The organism is Rhizobium sp. BK251, from assembly GCF_004345245.1.
Taxonomy (GTDB): Bacteria; Pseudomonadota; Alphaproteobacteria; order Rhizobiales; family Rhizobiaceae; genus Rhizobium.
This window is the reverse complement of sequence record NZ_SLUQ01000007.1, coordinates 83,972-102,053: the sequence shown is the minus strand read 5'-3', so window position 1 is coordinate 102,053 and position 18,082 is coordinate 83,972. Positions and strand designations below refer to the sequence as shown.

Annotated in this window: 19 protein-coding genes; 10 read left to right on the top strand and 9 right to left on the bottom strand. The window is 61.3% G+C overall.

Annotated features, from left to right (window positions below; all coding sequences use genetic code 11):
- Positions 1-5: 5 nt before the first annotated feature.
- The gene (gene pdxA / locus EV286_RS18485; protein ID WP_132958636.1) at positions 6-1,031 is read left to right on the top strand and encodes a 4-hydroxythreonine-4-phosphate dehydrogenase PdxA; all 1,026 of its coding nucleotides are present in this window, start codon (positions 6-8) and stop codon (positions 1,029-1,031) included.
- Positions 1,031-1,858 carry a 16S rRNA (adenine(1518)-N(6)/adenine(1519)-N(6))-dimethyltransferase RsmA gene (gene rsmA, locus EV286_RS18480; RefSeq protein WP_132958635.1) on the top strand — a complete coding sequence of 276 codons (828 nt, stop codon included), beginning with the start codon at positions 1,031-1,033 and terminating at the stop codon, positions 1,856-1,858. The genes pdxA and rsmA overlap by 1 nt, the downstream gene beginning before the upstream one ends.
- A 40-nt stretch (positions 1,859-1,898) precedes the next feature.
- Here rsmA and gmk read toward each other — a convergent pair whose 3' ends face one another.
- The 7 genes from gmk to fabD all read right to left on the bottom strand — a co-directional run bounded on the left by gmk (position 1,899) and on the right by fabD (position 8,423).
- Entirely contained in the window at positions 1,899-2,561 is a 663-nt protein-coding gene (gene gmk / locus EV286_RS18475) for a guanylate kinase (RefSeq protein ID WP_132958634.1), read from the bottom strand.
- A gap of 3 nt (positions 2,562-2,564) precedes the next feature.
- Complete coding sequence (locus tag EV286_RS18470) at positions 2,565-3,452, bottom strand: YicC/YloC family endoribonuclease (RefSeq protein WP_132958633.1); 888 nt, start codon at positions 3,450-3,452, stop codon at positions 2,565-2,567.
- A gap of 14 nt (positions 3,453-3,466) precedes the next feature.
- Positions 3,467-4,687, bottom strand: a complete 1,221-nt coding sequence (mltG, locus tag EV286_RS18465; protein WP_132958632.1) for an endolytic transglycosylase MltG — start codon at positions 4,685-4,687, stop codon at positions 3,467-3,469.
- Between the two features lie 122 nt (positions 4,688-4,809).
- Positions 4,810-6,072: a beta-ketoacyl-ACP synthase II gene (fabF, locus tag EV286_RS18460; RefSeq protein WP_132958631.1), complete on the bottom strand. Its 1,263-nt coding sequence runs from the start codon at positions 6,070-6,072 to the stop codon at positions 4,810-4,812.
- A 111-nt stretch (positions 6,073-6,183) separates the two neighbouring features.
- Positions 6,184-6,420, bottom strand: a complete 237-nt coding sequence (locus EV286_RS18455) for an acyl carrier protein (protein ID WP_003547058.1) — start codon at positions 6,418-6,420, stop codon at positions 6,184-6,186.
- A gap of 289 nt (positions 6,421-6,709) precedes the next feature.
- Positions 6,710-7,447: a 3-oxoacyl-[acyl-carrier-protein] reductase gene (gene fabG, locus EV286_RS18450; protein ID WP_132958630.1), complete on the bottom strand. Its 738-nt coding sequence runs from the start codon at positions 7,445-7,447 to the stop codon at positions 6,710-6,712.
- 31 nt (positions 7,448-7,478) lie between these two features.
- A complete protein-coding gene (fabD, locus tag EV286_RS18445; protein WP_132958629.1) occupies positions 7,479-8,423 on the bottom strand; it encodes an ACP S-malonyltransferase in 945 nt (314 codons plus the stop codon).
- Positions 8,424-8,604: 181 nt separating this feature from the next.
- Here fabD and EV286_RS18440 point away from each other — a divergent pair, with 181 nt between their 5' ends.
- From EV286_RS18440 to rplI, 6 genes are all read left to right on the top strand, one after another.
- On the top strand, positions 8,605-9,648 hold the full coding sequence (locus EV286_RS18440; protein WP_132958628.1) for an aldo/keto reductase: 1,044 nt from the start codon (positions 8,605-8,607) through the stop codon (positions 9,646-9,648).
- Positions 9,649-10,217: 569 nt separating this feature from the next.
- Positions 10,218-10,832: a DUF2272 domain-containing protein gene (locus EV286_RS18435; RefSeq protein WP_165932883.1), complete on the top strand. Its 615-nt coding sequence runs from the start codon at positions 10,218-10,220 to the stop codon at positions 10,830-10,832.
- A 254-nt stretch (positions 10,833-11,086) separates the two neighbouring features.
- Entirely contained in the window at positions 11,087-11,545 is a 459-nt protein-coding gene (gene rpsF / locus EV286_RS18425; protein ID WP_132958626.1) for a 30S ribosomal protein S6, read from the top strand.
- A gap of 13 nt (positions 11,546-11,558) precedes the next feature.
- Positions 11,559-11,807: a 30S ribosomal protein S18 gene (gene rpsR, locus EV286_RS18420; protein WP_034507767.1), complete on the top strand. Its 249-nt coding sequence runs from the start codon at positions 11,559-11,561 to the stop codon at positions 11,805-11,807.
- A gap of 211 nt (positions 11,808-12,018) precedes the next feature.
- Positions 12,019-12,999: a DUF2232 domain-containing protein gene (locus EV286_RS18415; protein WP_132958625.1), complete on the top strand. Its 981-nt coding sequence runs from the start codon at positions 12,019-12,021 to the stop codon at positions 12,997-12,999.
- 18 nt (positions 13,000-13,017) lie between these two features.
- Complete coding sequence (rplI, locus tag EV286_RS18410; RefSeq protein WP_132958624.1) at positions 13,018-13,593, top strand: 50S ribosomal protein L9; 576 nt, start codon at positions 13,018-13,020, stop codon at positions 13,591-13,593.
- A 99-nt stretch (positions 13,594-13,692) separates the two neighbouring features.
- On the opposite strand, the gene EV286_RS18405 is transcribed toward rplI, so the two are convergent.
- Positions 13,693-14,136: a MarR family transcriptional regulator gene (locus tag EV286_RS18405; RefSeq protein ID WP_132958623.1), complete on the bottom strand. Its 444-nt coding sequence runs from the start codon at positions 14,134-14,136 to the stop codon at positions 13,693-13,695.
- A 345-nt stretch (positions 14,137-14,481) separates the two neighbouring features.
- Between EV286_RS18405 and EV286_RS18400 the strand changes: the two genes are divergently transcribed.
- Positions 14,482-15,975 (top strand): replicative DNA helicase, encoded by a 1,494-nt coding sequence (locus EV286_RS18400; RefSeq protein ID WP_132958622.1) that lies wholly within the window; start codon positions 14,482-14,484, stop codon positions 15,973-15,975.
- Between the two features lie 99 nt (positions 15,976-16,074).
- Entirely contained in the window at positions 16,075-17,250 is a 1,176-nt protein-coding gene (gene alr, locus EV286_RS18395; protein ID WP_207909879.1) for an alanine racemase, read from the top strand.
- Here alr and EV286_RS18390 read toward each other — a convergent pair whose 3' ends face one another.
- Positions 17,251-17,886 (bottom strand): LysE family translocator, encoded by a 636-nt coding sequence (locus tag EV286_RS18390; protein WP_132958620.1) that lies wholly within the window; start codon positions 17,884-17,886, stop codon positions 17,251-17,253.
- Positions 17,887-18,082 lie beyond the last annotated feature (196 nt).

Genomic DNA, 18,082 nt, shown 5'->3' with positions numbered 1-18,082 from the left:
CCGCCATGGCGTCATCTTCCCTGTGCCCGCTGGCGCTCAGCCAGGGCGACCCGGCTGGCATAGGCCCTGACATCACTCTTGCTGCATGGACGCGGCGCGACGAACTCGCGCTGCCTCCCTTCATTTTCATAGGCGATCCGGATGTGCTGGCCGCCCGTGCGCGCCTGCTCGACCTCGATGTGCCCCTGCGCGAGGCAGACTGCGATGAGGCCGCCTCCGTCTTTTCCCGAGCGCTGCCTATCTTGCCAGTTTCGGCAGGGGTTACAGTGGTGGCCGGCGAGCCTCATGTTGCGACCGCGGGCGGTACGATCGCGGCCATCGAGAAGGCCGTGGCGTTAGCAATGAATGGCGACGTCGCCGCAGTCGTTACGAACCCGATCGCGAAATCGGTTCTCTACGCTGCGGGGTTCAGCTTTCCCGGCCATACGGAATTCCTGGCCGATCTTGCGTCAAGGGCAACCGGAAGACCCGTCAGGCCCGTGATGATGCTCGCCGGGCCGAAGCTCAAGGCCATTCCGGTAACGATCCATATTCCGCTCAGTGAAGTTCCGCACGCGCTTACAGAGGATCTCATCGTCGAGACCTGCCGCATCGCCGATGCGGATCTCAGGCAGAACTTTGCGATTGCGCGGCCGCGGTTGGCGGTTGCGGGTCTCAATCCGCATGCAGGCGAAGAGGGTGCTATCGGCAAGGAGGATCAGCAGATCGTCCACCCGGCCATCCAGCGTCTCAGGGCGGAGGGGATCGACGCCATAGGTCCCCTGCCCGCAGATACCATGTTCCATGACGACGCCCGCAGGCGCTATGACGTCGCCATCTGCATGTATCACGACCAGGCGCTCATCCCGGCCAAGGCGCTGGGCTTCGACGAATCCGTCAATGTAACGCTCGGCCTGCCCTTCGTCCGCACTTCACCCGACCACGGAACCGCGTTCGCCATCGCCGGCAAGGGTATTGCGCGCGAGGCGAGCCTCGTTGCCGCACTGCGGCTCGCGGCCGAAGTCGGCCGCTCCGCAGGCAAAGGCAACTGATGGCGGCGCTCGATGGTCTGCCGCCCCTGCGCGACGTCATCCAGCGCCATGGGCTCGACGCCCGCAAGGCGCTCGGCCAGAACTTCCTCCTCGACCTCAACCTGACACAGAAGATCGCGCGGACGGCAGGTTCGCTCGAGGGCGTGACTGTCTTCGAGGTGGGGCCTGGTCCCGGCGGCCTTACAAGAGCCATCCTCGCGCTCGGCGCAAGCAAGGTGGTCGCAGTCGAAAGGGATTCGCGCTGCCTGCCGGCTCTTGCGGAGATCGGCGATCATTATCCCGGCCGGCTGGAGGTCATCGAAGGCGACGCGCTGAAGACCGATTTCGAAGCGCTCGCGCCCGGGGGGCCGGTCAAGATCATCGCCAACCTGCCCTACAATGTTGGCACGCAACTGTTGGTCAACTGGCTGTTGCCGAAGGCCTGGCCTCCATTCTGGCAGTCAATGACCCTGATGTTCCAGAAGGAAGTAGGAGAGCGTATCGTCGCTTCGGAGGACGACGACCACTACGGCCGTCTTGGCGTGCTCACAGGTTGGCGTACGGAGGCGCACATGGCCTTCGACGTGCCACCTCAGGCCTTCACGCCGCCGCCCAAGGTTACCTCGACAGTGGTGCATCTGACGCCAAGGGAGAATCCGATCCCTTGCGCGGTCGCAAATCTTGAGAGGGTGACGCAGGCCGCCTTCGGGCAGCGCCGCAAGATGTTGCGACAGAGCTTGAAGTCGCTTGGCGGAGAGAGCCTGCTCGTGAAAGCCGGCATCGATCCAGCGCGGCGCGCGGAGACGCTTTCGGTGGAAGAATTCTGCCGGCTCGCGAACTGCCTCTGACCAACCCAACCAGCGCCAGTCACGGCCAGGTGCAAACCGTCTAGAGCTTCGGGTTCTCTTCGACGAGACCGCGCACGAAGTCGAAAATGCCGTGACGCCGATCACGGCGCAGGCGCTCCGCCCTGACGATCGACCGCACGGCCTCGAATGCCGTATTCAGGTCGTCGTTGACAATGACATAGTCATATTCCCGCCAGTGCTCGATCTCCGCACGCGAGTTGGCCAGCCGTGTCGCGATCACTGCCTCGGAATCCTCGGCGCGACGATGCAGGCGCGATTGCAATTCCGTCATCGTCGGTGGAAGGATGAAGACGGAGACGACGTCGGCCGACATCTTTTCCTGAAGCTGCTGGGCGCCCTGCCAATCGATATCGAAAAGCATGTCGCGTCCCTCGGCCATGGCAGTTTCCACCGGCTCACGCGGCGTACCGTAGAAATTGCCGTGTACCTCTGCCCATTCCAGCAGCAGATCGGAATCCCGCAGGCGCTCGAACTCGCGGATGCCTTTGAAATGATAGTGGACGCCTTCGATCTCGCTTGGCCGGCGCTGACGCGTGGTCACGCTCACCGACAGGCTGATTTCCTTGTCCGTTTCCAGAAGCGTACGGGCAATCGTCGATTTTCCGGCGCCGGAGGGCGACGAAATCACGAGCATCAGGCCTCGACGGTCTATCTTGATCGGAGCGGCTGTCGCCGGGCTCATTTTCTACTCCAGATTCTGCACCTGTTCACGGAACTGGTCGATGACGACCTTGAGTTCGATCCCCGCGGTCGTCACGGCAGCGGCATTCGACTTGGAACAGATAGTATTCGATTCCCGGTTAAATTCCTGTGCAAGGAAATCAAGCTTCCGCCCGACCGGGCCACCCTTCGACAACAATTCGCGCGCAGCCGCGACGTGCGCCTTCAAACGATCGACCTCCTCCCGCAGGTCGGCCTTGGTTGCAAGCAACGCAGCCTCGGCGTGAAGTCGATCACGGTCCAATCCGGCCGTGCCATCCGTCAGCAGGGCAATTTGCGCCGCCAGCCGGACCGCGATCTCCTGAGGAGCGCGCGACGGATCACGTTCGACGACCTGCGTCAGCCTCTCGATCGTTGCGACATGGTCGAGCAATATCTGTTCAAGTGCCCGCCCCTCGCCCTGACGCATCTGCCTCAAGTCGTGAAGCGCGACCCGAACCCCCTCGAGGATCGACGCGTCGCGCGCAGCCATCGCTTCCTCGCTCTCCTCAGCCTCGCGAAATTCCACAAGGCCACGAACGCCGAGGAGCGTGTCGAGACGCAAAGGCGCAGGATCGATCAGACCACCGAGCTGGTCTCGCATGGCAAGTACCGCGGCAAGCGCTTCCTGATTCAACACCGCTTCGAAACGGCTCTCGCCGGCAGAGACGGAGAGCGTCGCCTGAAGATTGCCGCGGCTGAATTGTTCGGAGGCAAGACGCCGCACCTCGGCCTCAAGGCGCTCGAGCCCCGAGGGCAGGCGAAGGCGGAGGTCGAAGCCCTTGCCGTTCACAGAGCGCAATTCCCAGGCCCAGCGGTAACGGCCGCTCGTTCCCTCCTGCCGGGCAAACCCGGTCATGGACTGCAGTGCCATTGATGCCTCCGAGGTCAGTTCGTGCGCTTCTTCTTGATGACGGCGTTGTCGGGTTCGGCCTCCGGCTGGCCATCAACAGCGATATCCGGATTGGCGCCCTTTTCCGCCTCGAGCTTGCGCCAGCGCCGGACGTTGGCGTTGTGCTCTTCGAGCGTGGCGGCAAATACATGCCCGCCCGTTCCGTCCGCGACGAAGTAGAGATCCTGCGTCTTCCAGGGATTGGCGACAGCCTCCAGCGCATCCCGTCCCGGATTGGCAATAGGCGTCGGGGGAAGGCCCTTATTCATGTAGGTATTGTAGGGCGTGTCCTTCTTCAAATCCGACTGGTAGATCGGCCGATCGCTCGGCTTACCGTCGCCGCCGAAGAGGCCGTAGATGATCGTCGGGTCGGATTGCAGGCGCATGCCCTTGCCCAAGCGGTTCAGGAAGACGGAGGCGACATGCGCGCGCTCGTCCGGCACTCCGGTTTCCTTCTCGACGATCGACGCAAGGACCAGAAGTTCCGACTTGCTGGCCACCTGCAGGTCAGGATCACGCTTCTCCCAGATCTGGTCCAACAACCTCTCCTGCGCAGCCGCCATCTGCTGCACGATCTCCGCGCGCTTGGTGCCGCGGGAGAACTTGTAGGTGTCAGGACGCAGGCTGCCCTCGGCGGGCATCTGCGACGGCACGTCTCCCTCGAGCACCGGGTCGTTCGCGAGCCTGTTGAACATCTGCCGAACGGTCAGGCCCTCGGGAAACGAGACGGAGTACAGGATCGACTTGCCGGACTTCAGGAGTTCCATGATGTCATTCATGGAAGCCCCGGCCTTGATCTCGTACTCGCCCGCCTTGAGCGTTGCGCCATCCGCAAGATGCGTTGCCGTCAGGTAACGGAAAATCCGGGCGTCGCTAACGATGCCGTTCCGCTCCAGGTTCGTGGAAATTTCGGAAAGCCCGGCGCCGCTGCGCACGATGAAGTTGGTGTTTGTCGCCAGCGGACCCGGCGACCTATAGGTCGAAGTTGCGTAGTAGAAGCCGATGAGAGAAAGAGCGGTGACGAGCACAACAAGGCTCATCAGAAAATTGAGGAAGATGACGATCTGGCTGCGCGCTTTTTTCGAACGCTTCGGCGGCTCGGGCACCCGCTCCGGGCGCAACGCTTCATTGGCCGATTTTGGTATGATCGGCCCCTTCTGCGCGGCTTGGCCTTCCTGGCCGTTAGATAGCCCGCTGCTCTGGTTCGTATCGCTCACCGGCAATCCTTCTTAATCTTGGCATCGCATGCTCTTTTAACAAGCAATACGGCAAAAACAGGTACAGGAGACAATGCGCGACCCGGCAAGGTCTGCCGGATTCCACGAAACGGAAGCGTTGGTTACGCCTGATAGCGCCGCAATACCAGCGAAGCATTCGTGCCACCGAATCCGAATGAATTCGACAGTGCCACGTTTATCTCACGCTTGCGAGCTTGGTGCGGGACGAGATCGATTGCAGTTTCCCGCTCGGGATTGTCGAGGTTGAGCGTCGGCGGCGCGATGTTGTCGCGAATCGCAAGCGCAGAGAAGATCGCTTCGACCGCTCCGGCGGCGCCAAGAAGGTGACCTATCGCGGACTTCGTCGAAGACATGGAAATCTTCGAAGCAGCGTTGCCGACCAGGCGCTCAACAGCGCCGAGCTCGATCGTGTCGGCCATGGTCGAAGTGCCATGTGCATTGATGTAGTCGACGTCGGCAGGCGTAAGCCCTGCGCGCTTGAGGGCGGCGGTCATGCAGCGGAATGCGCCGTCGCCATCCTCCGAGGGAGCGGTGATGTGATAGGCGTCGCCGGAAAGTCCGTAGCCGACGATTTCGGCGTAGATCTTCGCGCCGCGCGCCTTGGCATGTTCGAGCTCTTCAAGAACGACGATGCCGGCGCCCTCGCCCATGACGAAACCGTCGCGGTCGCGGTCATAGGGGCGCGATGCCTTCGTGGGTTCGTCGTTGCGATCCGTGGACAGCGCCTTGCAGGCTGCGAAGCCCGCGAGCGAAATGCGGCTGACCGGAGACTCGGTGCCGCCCGCGACCATGACGTCCGCGTCGCCGAGCGCGATCAGACGTGACGCGTCACCGATGGCATGAGCACCGGTCGAGCATGCCGTCACGACTGAATGGTTCGGGCCGCGCAGCTTGTGCCGGATCGAAACCTGTCCCGACACGAGATTGATCAAGCGGCCGGGGATGAAGAAGGGGGAAATACGGCGCGGGCCCTTGTCGCGGAGCGTATAGCCCGCCTCGACAATACCCTCGATGCCGCCGATGCCGGATCCGATCAGGACGCCGGTGGCGATCTGGTCCTCGTCGCTCTCCGGATGCCAGCCGGCATCGTTGAGCGCCATATCAGCGGCCGCCATGCCGTAGATGATGAAGGGGTCTACCTTGCGCTGTTCCTTCGGCTCCATCCAATCGTCGGGATTGAAGGTGCCGTCGGTGCCATCGCCAACGGGAATGCGACACGCGATCTTCGCGGCAAGGTCCTCGACCTCGAATTCGGTAACGAGCCGGGCTCCGCTCTGACCCGCAAGCAAGCGCGACCAGGTCGCTTCCGTCCCGCATCCCAAAGGTGATACCATGCCGGTACCGGTGATAACGACACGTCTCATCGCCCGTAACCCCCGTCTATCATTCGCATCTGCATTATGGAAAAGCCAGTTCGCATGGGCGAACGAAAAAGGGCGGACTCCATGAGCCCGCCGCTTCTAAACCACCAGCTATTAAGCCTGGGCCTTTTCAATGAACTTCACAGCGTCGCCAACCGTCAGAATGGAGTCGGCAGCGTCATCGGGAATTTCAACACCGAATTCTTCTTCGAAGGCCATGACCAGTTCGACGGTATCGAGGGAGTCGGCACCGAGGTCGTCGATAAAGCTTGCGCTTTCAACAACCTTGTCGGCATCGACGCCAAGATGATCAATAACAATTTTCTTCACGCGTTCCGCGATATCGCTCATGTCGGTTTCCTCGACCTTATATCCTGATCAGAATGCCCTCTAGCATCCCTACCCTGTTGAAGCCTGCAGCGCCGCAAAAGCCCCGGCACCGCTGGCAAACCCGTTCAACCCGGCCTTGAGATGGCCCAGCCTAAATGGCTGATCGGCCCGTCTTCATATTCGGGACGACTGTTCACAGTCATGGCCCGCTTAACACGGTTTATCTCTGCCGCAAAGCCAGAAAATCAACCGTAAACGATTGCTCAACATGGTATTCGAACGAAAAACGACCGTGCCCGGTCTTTTCCGTTCAGATCATCGCCATGCCGCCGTTGACGTGCAGAGTCTGGCCCGTCATGTAGCCGGCCTCGCTTGAAGCAAGATAGGCAACCGCGGATGCCACTTCGGCGCCGGTTCCCATGCGCCGCATGGGAATTGCCCCCATGATCGCTTCTTTCTGCTTGTCGTTGAGTTTTCCGGTCATGGCGGATTCGATGAATCCCGGCGCCACGCAGTTGACGGTCACGTTGCGCGTCGCAATTTCCTGCGCCAGCGACTTGGTGAAACCGATCATGCCGGCCTTCGAGGCGCAATAGTTCGCCTGGCCGGGATTGCCGGTGACCGCGACCACGGACGTGATGCTGATGATGCGGCCATAGCGGCGGCGCATCATCGGATGCGTCAGTTCACGGGTCAGGCGGAAGGCGGATGTCAGGTTGACTTCCAGCACGTTGTCCCAATCCTCGTCGCTCATGCGCACGAAGAGACCGTCCTTAGTGATGCCGGCGTTGTTGACGAGGATATCCACGCCTTCGAGCTCGGCCTCGGCTTTGGCGCCGAGCGCCTTGACTTCGTCGCGATCCGAAAGGTTGGCCGGGAAGAGCTTGACGCGATCGCCCAGTTCATCGGCCAGCGCCTCCAGCTTCTCGACCCGGGTTCCGTGCAGGCCGACGATGGCTCCCTGCTTGTGCAGGAGGCGGACGATTTCCTCGCCGATCCCGCCAGTTGCCCCCGTCACGAGTGCCTTGCGGCCCGTCAAATCAAACATTTGAGTAGATCCTTGTTCCAAAAGTCCAGGCTCAACCGAGCAGGCTTGCTAGTGCAGCCTCGATATCGGCCGGTCCGTTGACTGCGATCCCGGTTACGGACTTGTCGATGCGGCGGGCAAGACCCGTCAGCACCTTGCCGGCACCGATTTCATACAATGTTGTCACATCGTTGGCGGCAAACCACTCCACGGTCTCGCGCCAGCGAACCTGGCCGGTCACCTGCTCGACGAGGAGCTCGGCGATTTCGGAACCGGCCGAGACCGGTGCTGCGCGCACGTTTGCGATCAGCGGCACGACAGGATCGGATTTCTTGACGCTCGCAAGCGCCTCCTTCATCGCGATAGCCGCCGGGGCCATCAGCGTCGAGTGGAAGGGTGCGGAGACGGGGAGAAGGATCGCCCGCTTGGCGCCCCTGTCGGTTGCGAGTGCCGCCGCCTGCTCGACCGCCGCCTTCTCGCCGGAGATCACAAGCTGGCCGCCGCCATTATCGTTGGCGATCTGGCAGGAGCCGAGCGCGGAGGCCTCTATGCAGACGGCTGCGACGTCGGCATGTTCGAGGCCGATGATGGCCGCCATCGCGCCCTTGCCGGCAGGCACCGCGGCCTGCATGGCGTTGCCGCGGATGCGCAACAGGCGCGCGGTATCGGCAAGCGAGAACGTGCCGGCGGCACAGAGCGCAGAATATTCGCCGAGGGAGTGCCCCGCCACGAAAGACACCTTGGCCTTCAGATCGAGGCCTCTTGCCTGCAGCACCCGGATCACGGCCATCGAAACCGCCATAAGCGCCGGCTGCGCGTTCGCCGTGAGCGTCAGGGGCTCTTCCGGACCGTTGAATATGATGTCGGAGAGCTTTTCGCCGAGCGCCTCATCCACCTCTTCGAAGACCGCTTTGGCCTCCGAAAAGGCATCCGCGAGATCCCTGCCCATGCCGACAGCCTGGCTGCCCTGGCCGGGAAATGTGAACGCAATGCTCATGGGTGTTTCGTCCCTCAGGCTGATTTTGTCTTCCAATTGACATTCTTTGCCGAGGAGTCAATAGCCGCAAAGCCTGCAATCCCAGCTTTCCGGATAGCGGAAAGCGCGGATTTTTCTGCTTGCGCTTGTTCAAATCCCGCATAAATTCGCGCGATACTCCCAAGCTCTTCAAGGTTCTCCCATGAAATATAACAGATTAGGCCGCACTGATATTGCCGTTTCACAAATCTGTCTTGGCACGATGACCTGGGGAACCCAGAACAGCGAAGCAGAAGCCCACGCGCAGATGGACTATGCCGTCGAAAAGGGCGTGAATTTCTTCGACACTGCTGAGCTCTATCCGACAACGCCGGTTTCGGCAGAAACTCAGGGGCGTACGGAGGAGTATATCGGCTCCTGGTTCCGCAAGACCGGCAGGCGCAACGACACTGTGCTCGCCACGAAGGTTGCAGGCTCCGGCCGCTCCTATATCCGCAATGGCCGGCCGACTGACGCGACAGGCATCCGCGAGGCGCTCGATGCGAGCCTGCGCCGCCTGCAGACCGATTATGTGGACCTCTACCAGATACACTGGCCCAATCGCGGCCACTTCCATTTCCGCCAGAACTGGACCTACGACCCATTTGGGCAGGACCGCGAAAGGGCGGTCGCCGAAATGACGGAGATCCTGGAAACGCTTGGCGAACTGGTGGCCGCCGGCAAGATCCGTGCGATCGGGCTTTCGAACGAGACCACCTGGGGAACGCAGAAGTATCTTTCTCTGGCCGAGACCAGGGGCTTGCCGCGCGTCGCCTCTATCCAGAACGAGTACAACCTCCTCGCCCGCCATTTCGATCTCGATCTCGCCGAACTGTCCCATCATGAGGATGTCGGGCTGCTCGCCTTTTCGCCGCTCGCCGGCGGCATTCTGACCGGCAAGTATCTGGGCGGCGCGAGGCCTGCGGGTTCGCGCGGTTCGATCAACCACGACATCGGCGGTCGCCTGCAGCCGCTGCAGGAGCCGGCGACGAAGGCCTATCTGCAGATCGCCGCGCGCTACGGCCTCGACCCCGCGGCGATGGCGCTTGCCTATTGCCTGACGAAGCCGTTCATGACCTCGGTCATCATCGGCGCCACGTCGATGGAGCAGCTCAGGGTCGACATCGGCGCTGCCGATGTCACCCTATCCGGCGACGTGCTTTCGGCGATCGAGGCCGTTCGCCGGCAATACCCAATGCCGATGTGAAGTGGTGTCGCGGTCTCCGGCCGCGCCCACAAGCGCCGAGTCCGGTGCGTGTTTCGCTCGCTCGACAAGGAGCCTGCGGAGGGCACCAGAACTGAGCCATGCCAGTTCACGATCTCGCCTACACATTTTAGTTGCTTAGCTATACATTTGCAACCTCACACAATCGCGCGTCGGTTGACGAAGCCGAGTACTAAGATATACTTTAGCGAGTACTTTTCAGCCAAAACATAGATACAGGCAGGGGATAGTCAATCTTCTGCCACCACATACTCGCGCTTGGACCTTCCCGGCGTCGCACATGCATGGCCTCCCGGAACCACCGGCACCGGCATCATGGCCGCGACGGCGAGGGAATGACTTGGCGAGGACAAGTGAGGCAACGAAAAGCGGCGACGCCTTCGGGGCGCCAGTTGCCATGGGCAACACCTGGTTGAACTGACGCAAGCAGGATCTACGCAAGACAATCAAGGCTGGCGAGACCTTCAGGGATAAGCGTTGAAGCGGCAACACGCAAGATTTCGCCCAGCACAACAGCGGGAGGGACGACGATGACGAAGACTATTTCCGATTTGCTCACGGTCGCCGCGGGCGAATGGCAGCATTGGGGAAACTCGACATGGCATTTGGTCACCGGAAAAGCGGACATAGGACACATCGACGATGAGGTCACTTTCGCAAACTATGTGATCCAGAACTATAATGCCGTCGGCGGCGGCTCCCCGACCGCCGATCAGATCGCCAAGGACAAATATCCGTGGTCGGCTGTCGGAATGTCGTACGTCTTCCACAGGGCGGGCTTCAATGCGAGCGAGTTCCCGTTTGCCCAAAGCCATTCGGTCTGGATCCGAAAATTCATTGCAGCGCGTATCAATGCGGACGCTAGCGCACTTTACCATGGATATCGCCTGACCGAGCCGCAGGCATCCCCCGAGGTCGGCGATCTGGTCGCCTATGCCCGTACGGGGAAGACCTTTGCGCAAGCTCAGAACTTCTTCAACGCAACCGGACCCTATATGTCGCATAGCGATATTGTTGTTCGCAGGCAGAACGGCACAATCGACGTCATCGGTTTCAATGTGCTCGACTCCGTGACCAAGAAAACGATACCGCTTGATGAAAATGGCTTGATTGCCGACAAGAAACACAAGTGGTTCGCGGTGCTGAAGGCCAATGCGCTGCACTGAGGGGTTGCCTTTCCCCACAAAATCCGTATAAGCGCGCTGTTCGCAACCCGGTCTTCTGGCTGGTGGCTGAACGGAGGGCCGGTTTCGCGTGGCGAGATCGTTCGGAACGGAAGCGTTCCAGCCTCCCGTGTCTCCGCTCTCGACCGTCTCGGATAAACGCTTTTCTTGCTTGGGTTCGCCCTTACAGGAGCAGTCGTTGAGGCTTAGCCGCTGGATCCCGGGTTCTGACTAACGCAAGAAAGGCAAAGCTATCCATGGCTCTTTATGAACATGTATTCCTTGCCCGACAGGATGTGACCCCGCAGCAGGTCGATGCCCTCGTAGAACAGTACAAGGGCGTGATCGAAGCAAACGGCGGCAAAGTCGGGCGTATCGAGAACTGGGGCCTCAAGTCCCTCACCTACCGCATCAAGAAGAACCGCAAGGCGCACTACGCCCTTATGGACATCGATGCACCGGCAGCTGCGATCCAGGAAATGGAACGCCAGATGCGCATCAACGAAGACGTCCTCCGCTACATGACGATCGCCGTCGAGAAGCATGAGGAAGGTCCGTCGGCCATGATGCAGAAGCGCGACCGCGACGATCGTCCGCGCCGCGATGGCGACGACCGCGGCCCGCGCCGCGAATTCGGCGACCGTCCGCCGCGCCGTGACGGTGGTTTCGACCGCGGCCCGCGCCCGGACCGCGGTCCCCGTGAAGACCGTGCATAAGGAGATATGAAAGATGTCTGAAGTTTCTTCCGCACCGGTCCGCCGCCCGTTCCATCGCCGCCGCAAGACCTGCCCGTTCTCGGGCGCGAACGCTCCGCGGATCGACTACAAGGACGTTCGCCTCCTGCAGCGCTACATTTCCGAGCGCGGCAAGATCGTTCCGTCCCGTATCACGGCCGTTTCCCAGAAGAAGCAGCGCGAACTCGCCCAGGCGATCAAGCGCGCCCGCTTCCTCGGCCTGCTGCCCTACGTTCTCGCCTAGTCCGGCGAAGACCTGAATACCCGGGAAGGCAGAGATGCCTTCCCATCCCTTCCACGGTGGGCGTGGATCGGAAATTCGATGCCGCAAGGCGGTGAAATCCGGCCAAGTGCCGAGACGCTGCCTTGAGGTGAAACCCCATGTTGGGGATCGCATTCTGAACCTTTGTCTCAGAGGCGTCCTCTAACTGCTTGAACGAAGCAGGACAGCGAACGTGCAAAAGCTGAACCAGAAAACGCTGCTGACCGGCGCCCTTGCCGGCATTACCGCCGCCCTGCTCGTGCTGGGTGCGAGCGCGCAGCCGTCTTTCAGCGCGGTTCTCTATGCCGCCTCCGCGCTTCCCATCCTGCTTGCCGGACTCGGCTGGGGCAATATGGCGGCGATCATCTCCGTGGTCGTTGCAGGCGGTCTCGGTGCAGTCGCAATCTCCCCATCCTTCGCCCTCGTCATGACGCTGGTGACGCTGGCTCCGGCCGCGTGGCTCAGCCACCTTGCCAATCTTGCGCGTCCGGCCTCCGAACTCGGCGGGCCCGAGCACCTGATGGCCTGGTATCCGCTTTCGGACATCCTGCTGCATCTCTGCGGCCTCGTGACTCTCGCCGTGATCGTAGTCGGCGTGATGATCGGCTACGGGCCGGAACTTACCGACCAGATGGTCGACGTGCTGATCAGTTCCGTGAGGGAACAGCAGCCGGCCTTTGTTCCAGATCCGGCGGCGACCGCTCAGACGAAGGCGCTCGTGCTCCTGATGCTTCCGGCCCTGCAGGGCGGGCTCTGGGTCATCATGCTCTTTGCGGCCTACCACCTTGCGACGCGCATCGTGACTGCATCGGGCCTCAACCTGCGCCCGCGCGAAGACATTCCGTCGGCGCTGCGCATGAACCGCAACGCCATTTTCATCTTCCTCGCCGGGCTCGTCGCCTGCTTTGCCGGCGGCGTTCCGGCCCTGGTCGGAGCAACCGTCCTCGGGGCCTTCGGCGCGGGGTTCCTCATGGCGGGCTTCGCAGCGCTCCACTACCGCACCCGCGGCAAGGACTGGCGCCTGCCCGCTCTCATCATCTGCTACCTGGCATGCACCATGGTGCTGCCTGCTGCCTTCATCCTTGTTCTCGGCCTCTCTGACACGCGCAAGGCAATCGCGCTGACGCCCAACAAGGATGGCAATGACTCAACACAACCAGACACGAAAATCTGAATCTGAAAGGAAAAGAAAATGGAAGTCATTCTCCTGGAACGCGTTCCGAAGCTCGGCCAGATGGGCGAAACTGTAAAGGTTCGCGACGGCTTTGCCCGCAACTACCTCCTGCCGCTCGGCAAGGCGCTGCGCGCCAACGAAGCCAACAAGAAGCGCTTCGAATCCGAGCGCGCTACGCTTGAAGCCCGTAACCTGGAGCGCAAGAGCGAAGCCCAGAAGGTTGCCGACGTTCTCGACGGCAAGTCCTTCATCGTCGTTCGCACCGCCGGCGAAACCGGCCAGCTCTACGGTTCTGTTGCTGCCCGCGACGTGATCGACGTGCTTGCGGCCGAAGGCTTCAACATCAACCGCAACCAGGTTCACCTCAACACGCCGATCAAGTCCATCGGCCTGCATAAGGTCGAGATCCAGCTCCACGCCGAAGTCGAAATCGCAGTCGTGCTGAACGTTGCCCGTTCGGCCGAAGAAGCCGAGCGTCAGTCCAAGGGCGAAAGCCTCACTTCGGTCGACGCCATCTACGGCGTTGACGAAGACGCGCTGCGTCCGGAAGACTTCTTTGATCCGGATGCCGACAACGAAGGCGACGAAGCCTAATTCCAGGCACGACCGTCCCGAATACGCGAAAGCCCGGATCGACGATCCGGGCTTTCGTCATTTTGCGGCCTATTTGCTCGTCCTGCGCGGGGCCGTCGCCTATTCCTTGCCGAGCTTCTGGAGATTGGCCGTCATGGCGCGAACGGTACGCAGCATCGCCGTCAGTTCCTCGGCGGAAATGCCTTCGACGATCTTCTCTCGCATCGTGCGTGCAACCTCATCGACTTCGGCCGCAACCTCCCTGCCCGCGGGAAGCAGGTAGACTTCCTTTGCGCGACGGTCCGCGTCCGCCTGTCGCCGTTCGAGGAAGCCCTGCGCTTCGAGGGAATCCAGAATGCGCACCAGAGTCGGCGTCTCTATTTCGAGCGATTCGGCGAGTTCCCGCTGGTTGATGCCTTCGCGTTTGCCAAGCGCGTACAACGCGCGGGCACGCGGCAAGGTCATGCCCTTTTCCCGCACCATCTGATAAAAGCTCGCCTTCATCTTCCGATAGAAAGCGGAGATATCTTCCGTAACCTCGCGACTGAGCGTGGATTTTGCCATATGACCTTCGCAATCGGTAGCACGCTAATTATTTCATACATATCTAATCAGCGCGGCCCGGATTTTCAACTCCGAATGTAGCTGCCGCCGATGCAAGTCGGCAAGGAAGGCGCTATCATCCGCGCCGCAAGCGAAGCCACAACTGAGTCGCACCTTTTGCCAGTGGCGCTTCTGCGACACCTGTTGTTTTTTAGGTATTTTTGCGTCGTGGCCTGTGGACGAGTTGAACAATGTGTATAGGCCGAAGCCACGACGACTGCGTCTGATGCTGTTGCCGCCACGCCCTTGACGCCGGCCTGCGCCGGCAGCAAACCGGGAACACCAAAAATACGAAACGGGAAGATAATGAACGACGCCGTTCGAAAGATTGCCGCCGTTGCCGCCACCGAGCAGCACTACCGCGAAGCGCCGAACAATATCGAAGCCGAGCAGGCCCTTCTCGGAGCCATCCTCGTCAACAACGACGCCTATTACCGCGTCTCCGATTTCCTGAAGCCGGTTCATCTCTACGAGCCCCTGCACCGCAAGATCTTCGAGGTTGCGGGCGACATCATCCGCATGGGCAAGACTGCCAATCCGGTGACGATCAAGACCTTTCTTCCGGCGGAAGAAAAAGTCGGCGACATGACGGTCGCGCAATATCTCGCGCGCCTTGCCGCCGAGGCGGTGTCGATCATCAATGCGGAAGACTACGGCCGCGGGATCTACGATCTGGCGTTGCGCCGCGCGCTGATCACCATCGGCGAGGACATGGTCAACATCGCCTTCGATGCGCCACTCGACATGCCGCCGCAGACGCAGATTGAGGACACCGAGCGCCGCCTGTTCGAGCTTGCGGAGAACGGCCGCTACGACGGCGGCTTTCAGTCCTTCAACGATGCCGTGGCGCTTGCAATCGACATGGCAGCCGTCGCCAAGGAGCGCGATGGCGGCCTTTCCGGCATTTCCACCGGCATCCATTCGCTTGACAGCAAGATGGGCGGGCTGCAGCGCTCGGACTTGATCGTGCTTGCCGGTCGTCCGGGTATGGGCAAGACCTCGCTCGCCACCAACATCGCCTACAACATTGCCGCTGCCTATGAGGGCGAAGTGCAGGCGGACGGCAGCATGAGGGCGAAGAACGGCGGCGTCGTCGGCTTCTACTCGCTCGAAATGTCCTCCGAACAGCTCGCCACCCGTATCATCTCCGAGCAGACGGAAGTCTCATCGTCAAAGATCCGCCGCGGCGACATCAACGATGCCGATTTCGAAAAGCTCGTCGCCTGCTCGATGATGATGCAGAAAGTCCCGCTCTATATCGACCAGACCGGTGGCATCTCGATCGCCCAGCTTTCCGCCCGAGCCCGCCGCCTGAAGCGCCAGCGCGGCCTCGACTGCCTCGTGGTGGACTATATCCAGCTGATGACCGGCGCCGGCAAGGGCGATAATCGCGTGCAGGAAATCACCCAGATCACCACAGGCCTGAAGGCGCTCGGAAAGGAACTGAACGTTCCCATCATCGCGCTCTCGCAGCTCTCCCGTCAGGTCGAAAGTCGCGACGACAAGCGTCCGCAGCTCTCCGACCTTCGCGAATCGGGCTCGATCGAGCAGGACGCCGACGTGGTGCTGTTCGTGTTCCGCGAGGAATATTACGTCAAGAACCTGGAGCCCCGCGATCCCGCCGATCCGAAATATGCGGAATGGGAAGCGCTGTTCGACAAGGTCAAGGGCACCGCGGACGTCATCATCGCCAAGCAGCGTCACGGACCGACAGGCACGGTGAAGCTCGCCTTCCAGTCGGAATTCACGCGCTTTGCCGATCTCGCCGATCCGTCGTTTACTCAATACGAGGAACACTGAGCGTTCGGTGCTTTCCGATGCCGGAACGCGGCGTCGGACTTTCTATTGCCGGACTTGGCTCCTAGACTGGCCGGAGAATCTTCTCCGGCTTTTTTACTGATGTGGATCATGAGCGAACCGACCGAACTCTATGACGAAGAAGACGCCTTCGAATCCGCAGGCTTGCGGCTGAGCGTCGACCTGTCGGCGCTCGCCGACAACTGGCGCGACATGGCCCGTCGTTCTGGGCGGGCGCGCGCCTCGGCGGTCGTCAAGGCGGATGCCTACGGCATGGGAATCGAGGATGCCGGCGAAGCGCTCTACCTTGCCGGTGCACGCGACTTCTTCGTTGCGACCGCCGACGAAGGCGCGACCTTGCGCTTGTTCGCGCCCGACGCTCGTATCTTCGTGCTTGCCGGCATCTGGCCGGGTCTTGAGCGGCGTTTCTTCGACAACGATCTCGTTCCGGTCGTCTCATCAGAAGAGCAGCTTGCCTTCTGGATGGGGACGCTTTCGAACTACGGCGACTATCCTTGCGCGCTGCACGTGGATACCGGCTTCAACCGCCTGGGCCTAGACACGGCCGACGCGTTGTTGCTGGCAAGCGATGTTTCGCGCCCGGCGAGCTTCTCCCCGGTGCTGGTGATGAGCCACCTTGCCTGCGGCGACGATCCCTCCTCGGCGATGAACAGGCAGCAGCTCGAGTCCTTTCAGGAAGTTAGCGCCGCTTTCGAAGGTATTGAATCCAGTCTTGCAGCCTCCGCAGGCATCTTCCTCGGACCGGAATACCACTTCGACCTGACGCGGCCGGGCATTGCTGTCTACGGAGCCGAGGCGGTCAAGGGCATGCCGAATCTGATGCGGCCGGTCGCAACGGCCGAGGCGCGTGTCGTGCAGGTCCGGACAGTCAGGGCGGGCGGAACCGTCAGCTATGGCGGCACGCTGTGCCTTGATCGCGACAGTCGCCTTGCAATCGTTTCGGCCGGCTATGCGGACGGATACCTGCGCAGCCTTTCCGGCGCGGGCGTTCCACTTCGCCAGGCTGTCACGGAAGGCGCCTGCGGCTTCATCGCCGGGCACAAGGTGCCGGTCGCGGGCCGCATCACCATGGACCTCACCATTTTCGACGTCACCGACGTTCCGGAAGGACTTGTCCGTGCCGGAGATTATGTCGAACTCTTCGGCAACAACATTCTCGTCGACGACGCCGCCCGTGCGGCGGGAACGATCGGCTATGAGATGCTGACGAGCGTCGGCCTGCGCCACGAGCGGCGCTACGTCGAGACCGAGGAATAGTCAGCGCTGGGTGAGCGCGAGGCGGATGCCGAGTGCGATGAAGAGCGTTCCGAGACCCCTGTCCAGCCAGAGGCCGAAGCGTCTGTTCTTCCGCAGGCCGTTCGCGATGCGGTTTCCAAGAAGGATGAGCGGCGGCTCGATGAAGGCGGCAACCACGATGATGAGCATACCGTGAAGCAGCAACTGCGCCCAGACCGGGCCGGCGCCTTCGACGACGAACTGCGGCAGGAAGGCGAGAAAGAAGATCGCCACCTTCGGGTTGAGCAGCGAGACAAAGATGCCCTGCCTGAAGACCTGCGTCAGACGCCGCTCGTTGCGCGCCTCGTCGATCCACGCCCCCTCGCCTCTTGAACGCAAAGCCTTGATGCCGAGCCAGATCAGGTAGGCGGCACCCACCCATTTGACGACGGAAAAGGCCAGGGCAGAGGCAGCGAGGATCGCCGACAGGCCAACGGCCGCCATCATCACATGAATGCAGGCACCGCTCCATATTCCGAAGAGCGCGGCAAAGCCCGCGTGCTTTCCGCTACGGATCGTGTGGCCGAGGATGAAGGCGATGTCCGGACCCGGCGAAATGTTCAGCAGCGTTGCGGCCGAAAGAAACGCAATCCAGTGCACAAGCGTATATTCGAACATCGCCGGCTGCTCCAAAACCGAAAGCTCTTCCGATTGGAGATGACACGAGCGGGCCTTATGTGGAAATCATTAGTTTTGATCGTTTCTGAAGCCGCTCTGAGAAGCTGAGGGAACATTATCGTTCTTCCCTCCGTCTTTTCCTCCCATTATGTGGCGGTCGGCCGTGATTCGCGCGGCGGCGAGATTTGGCCGCCCA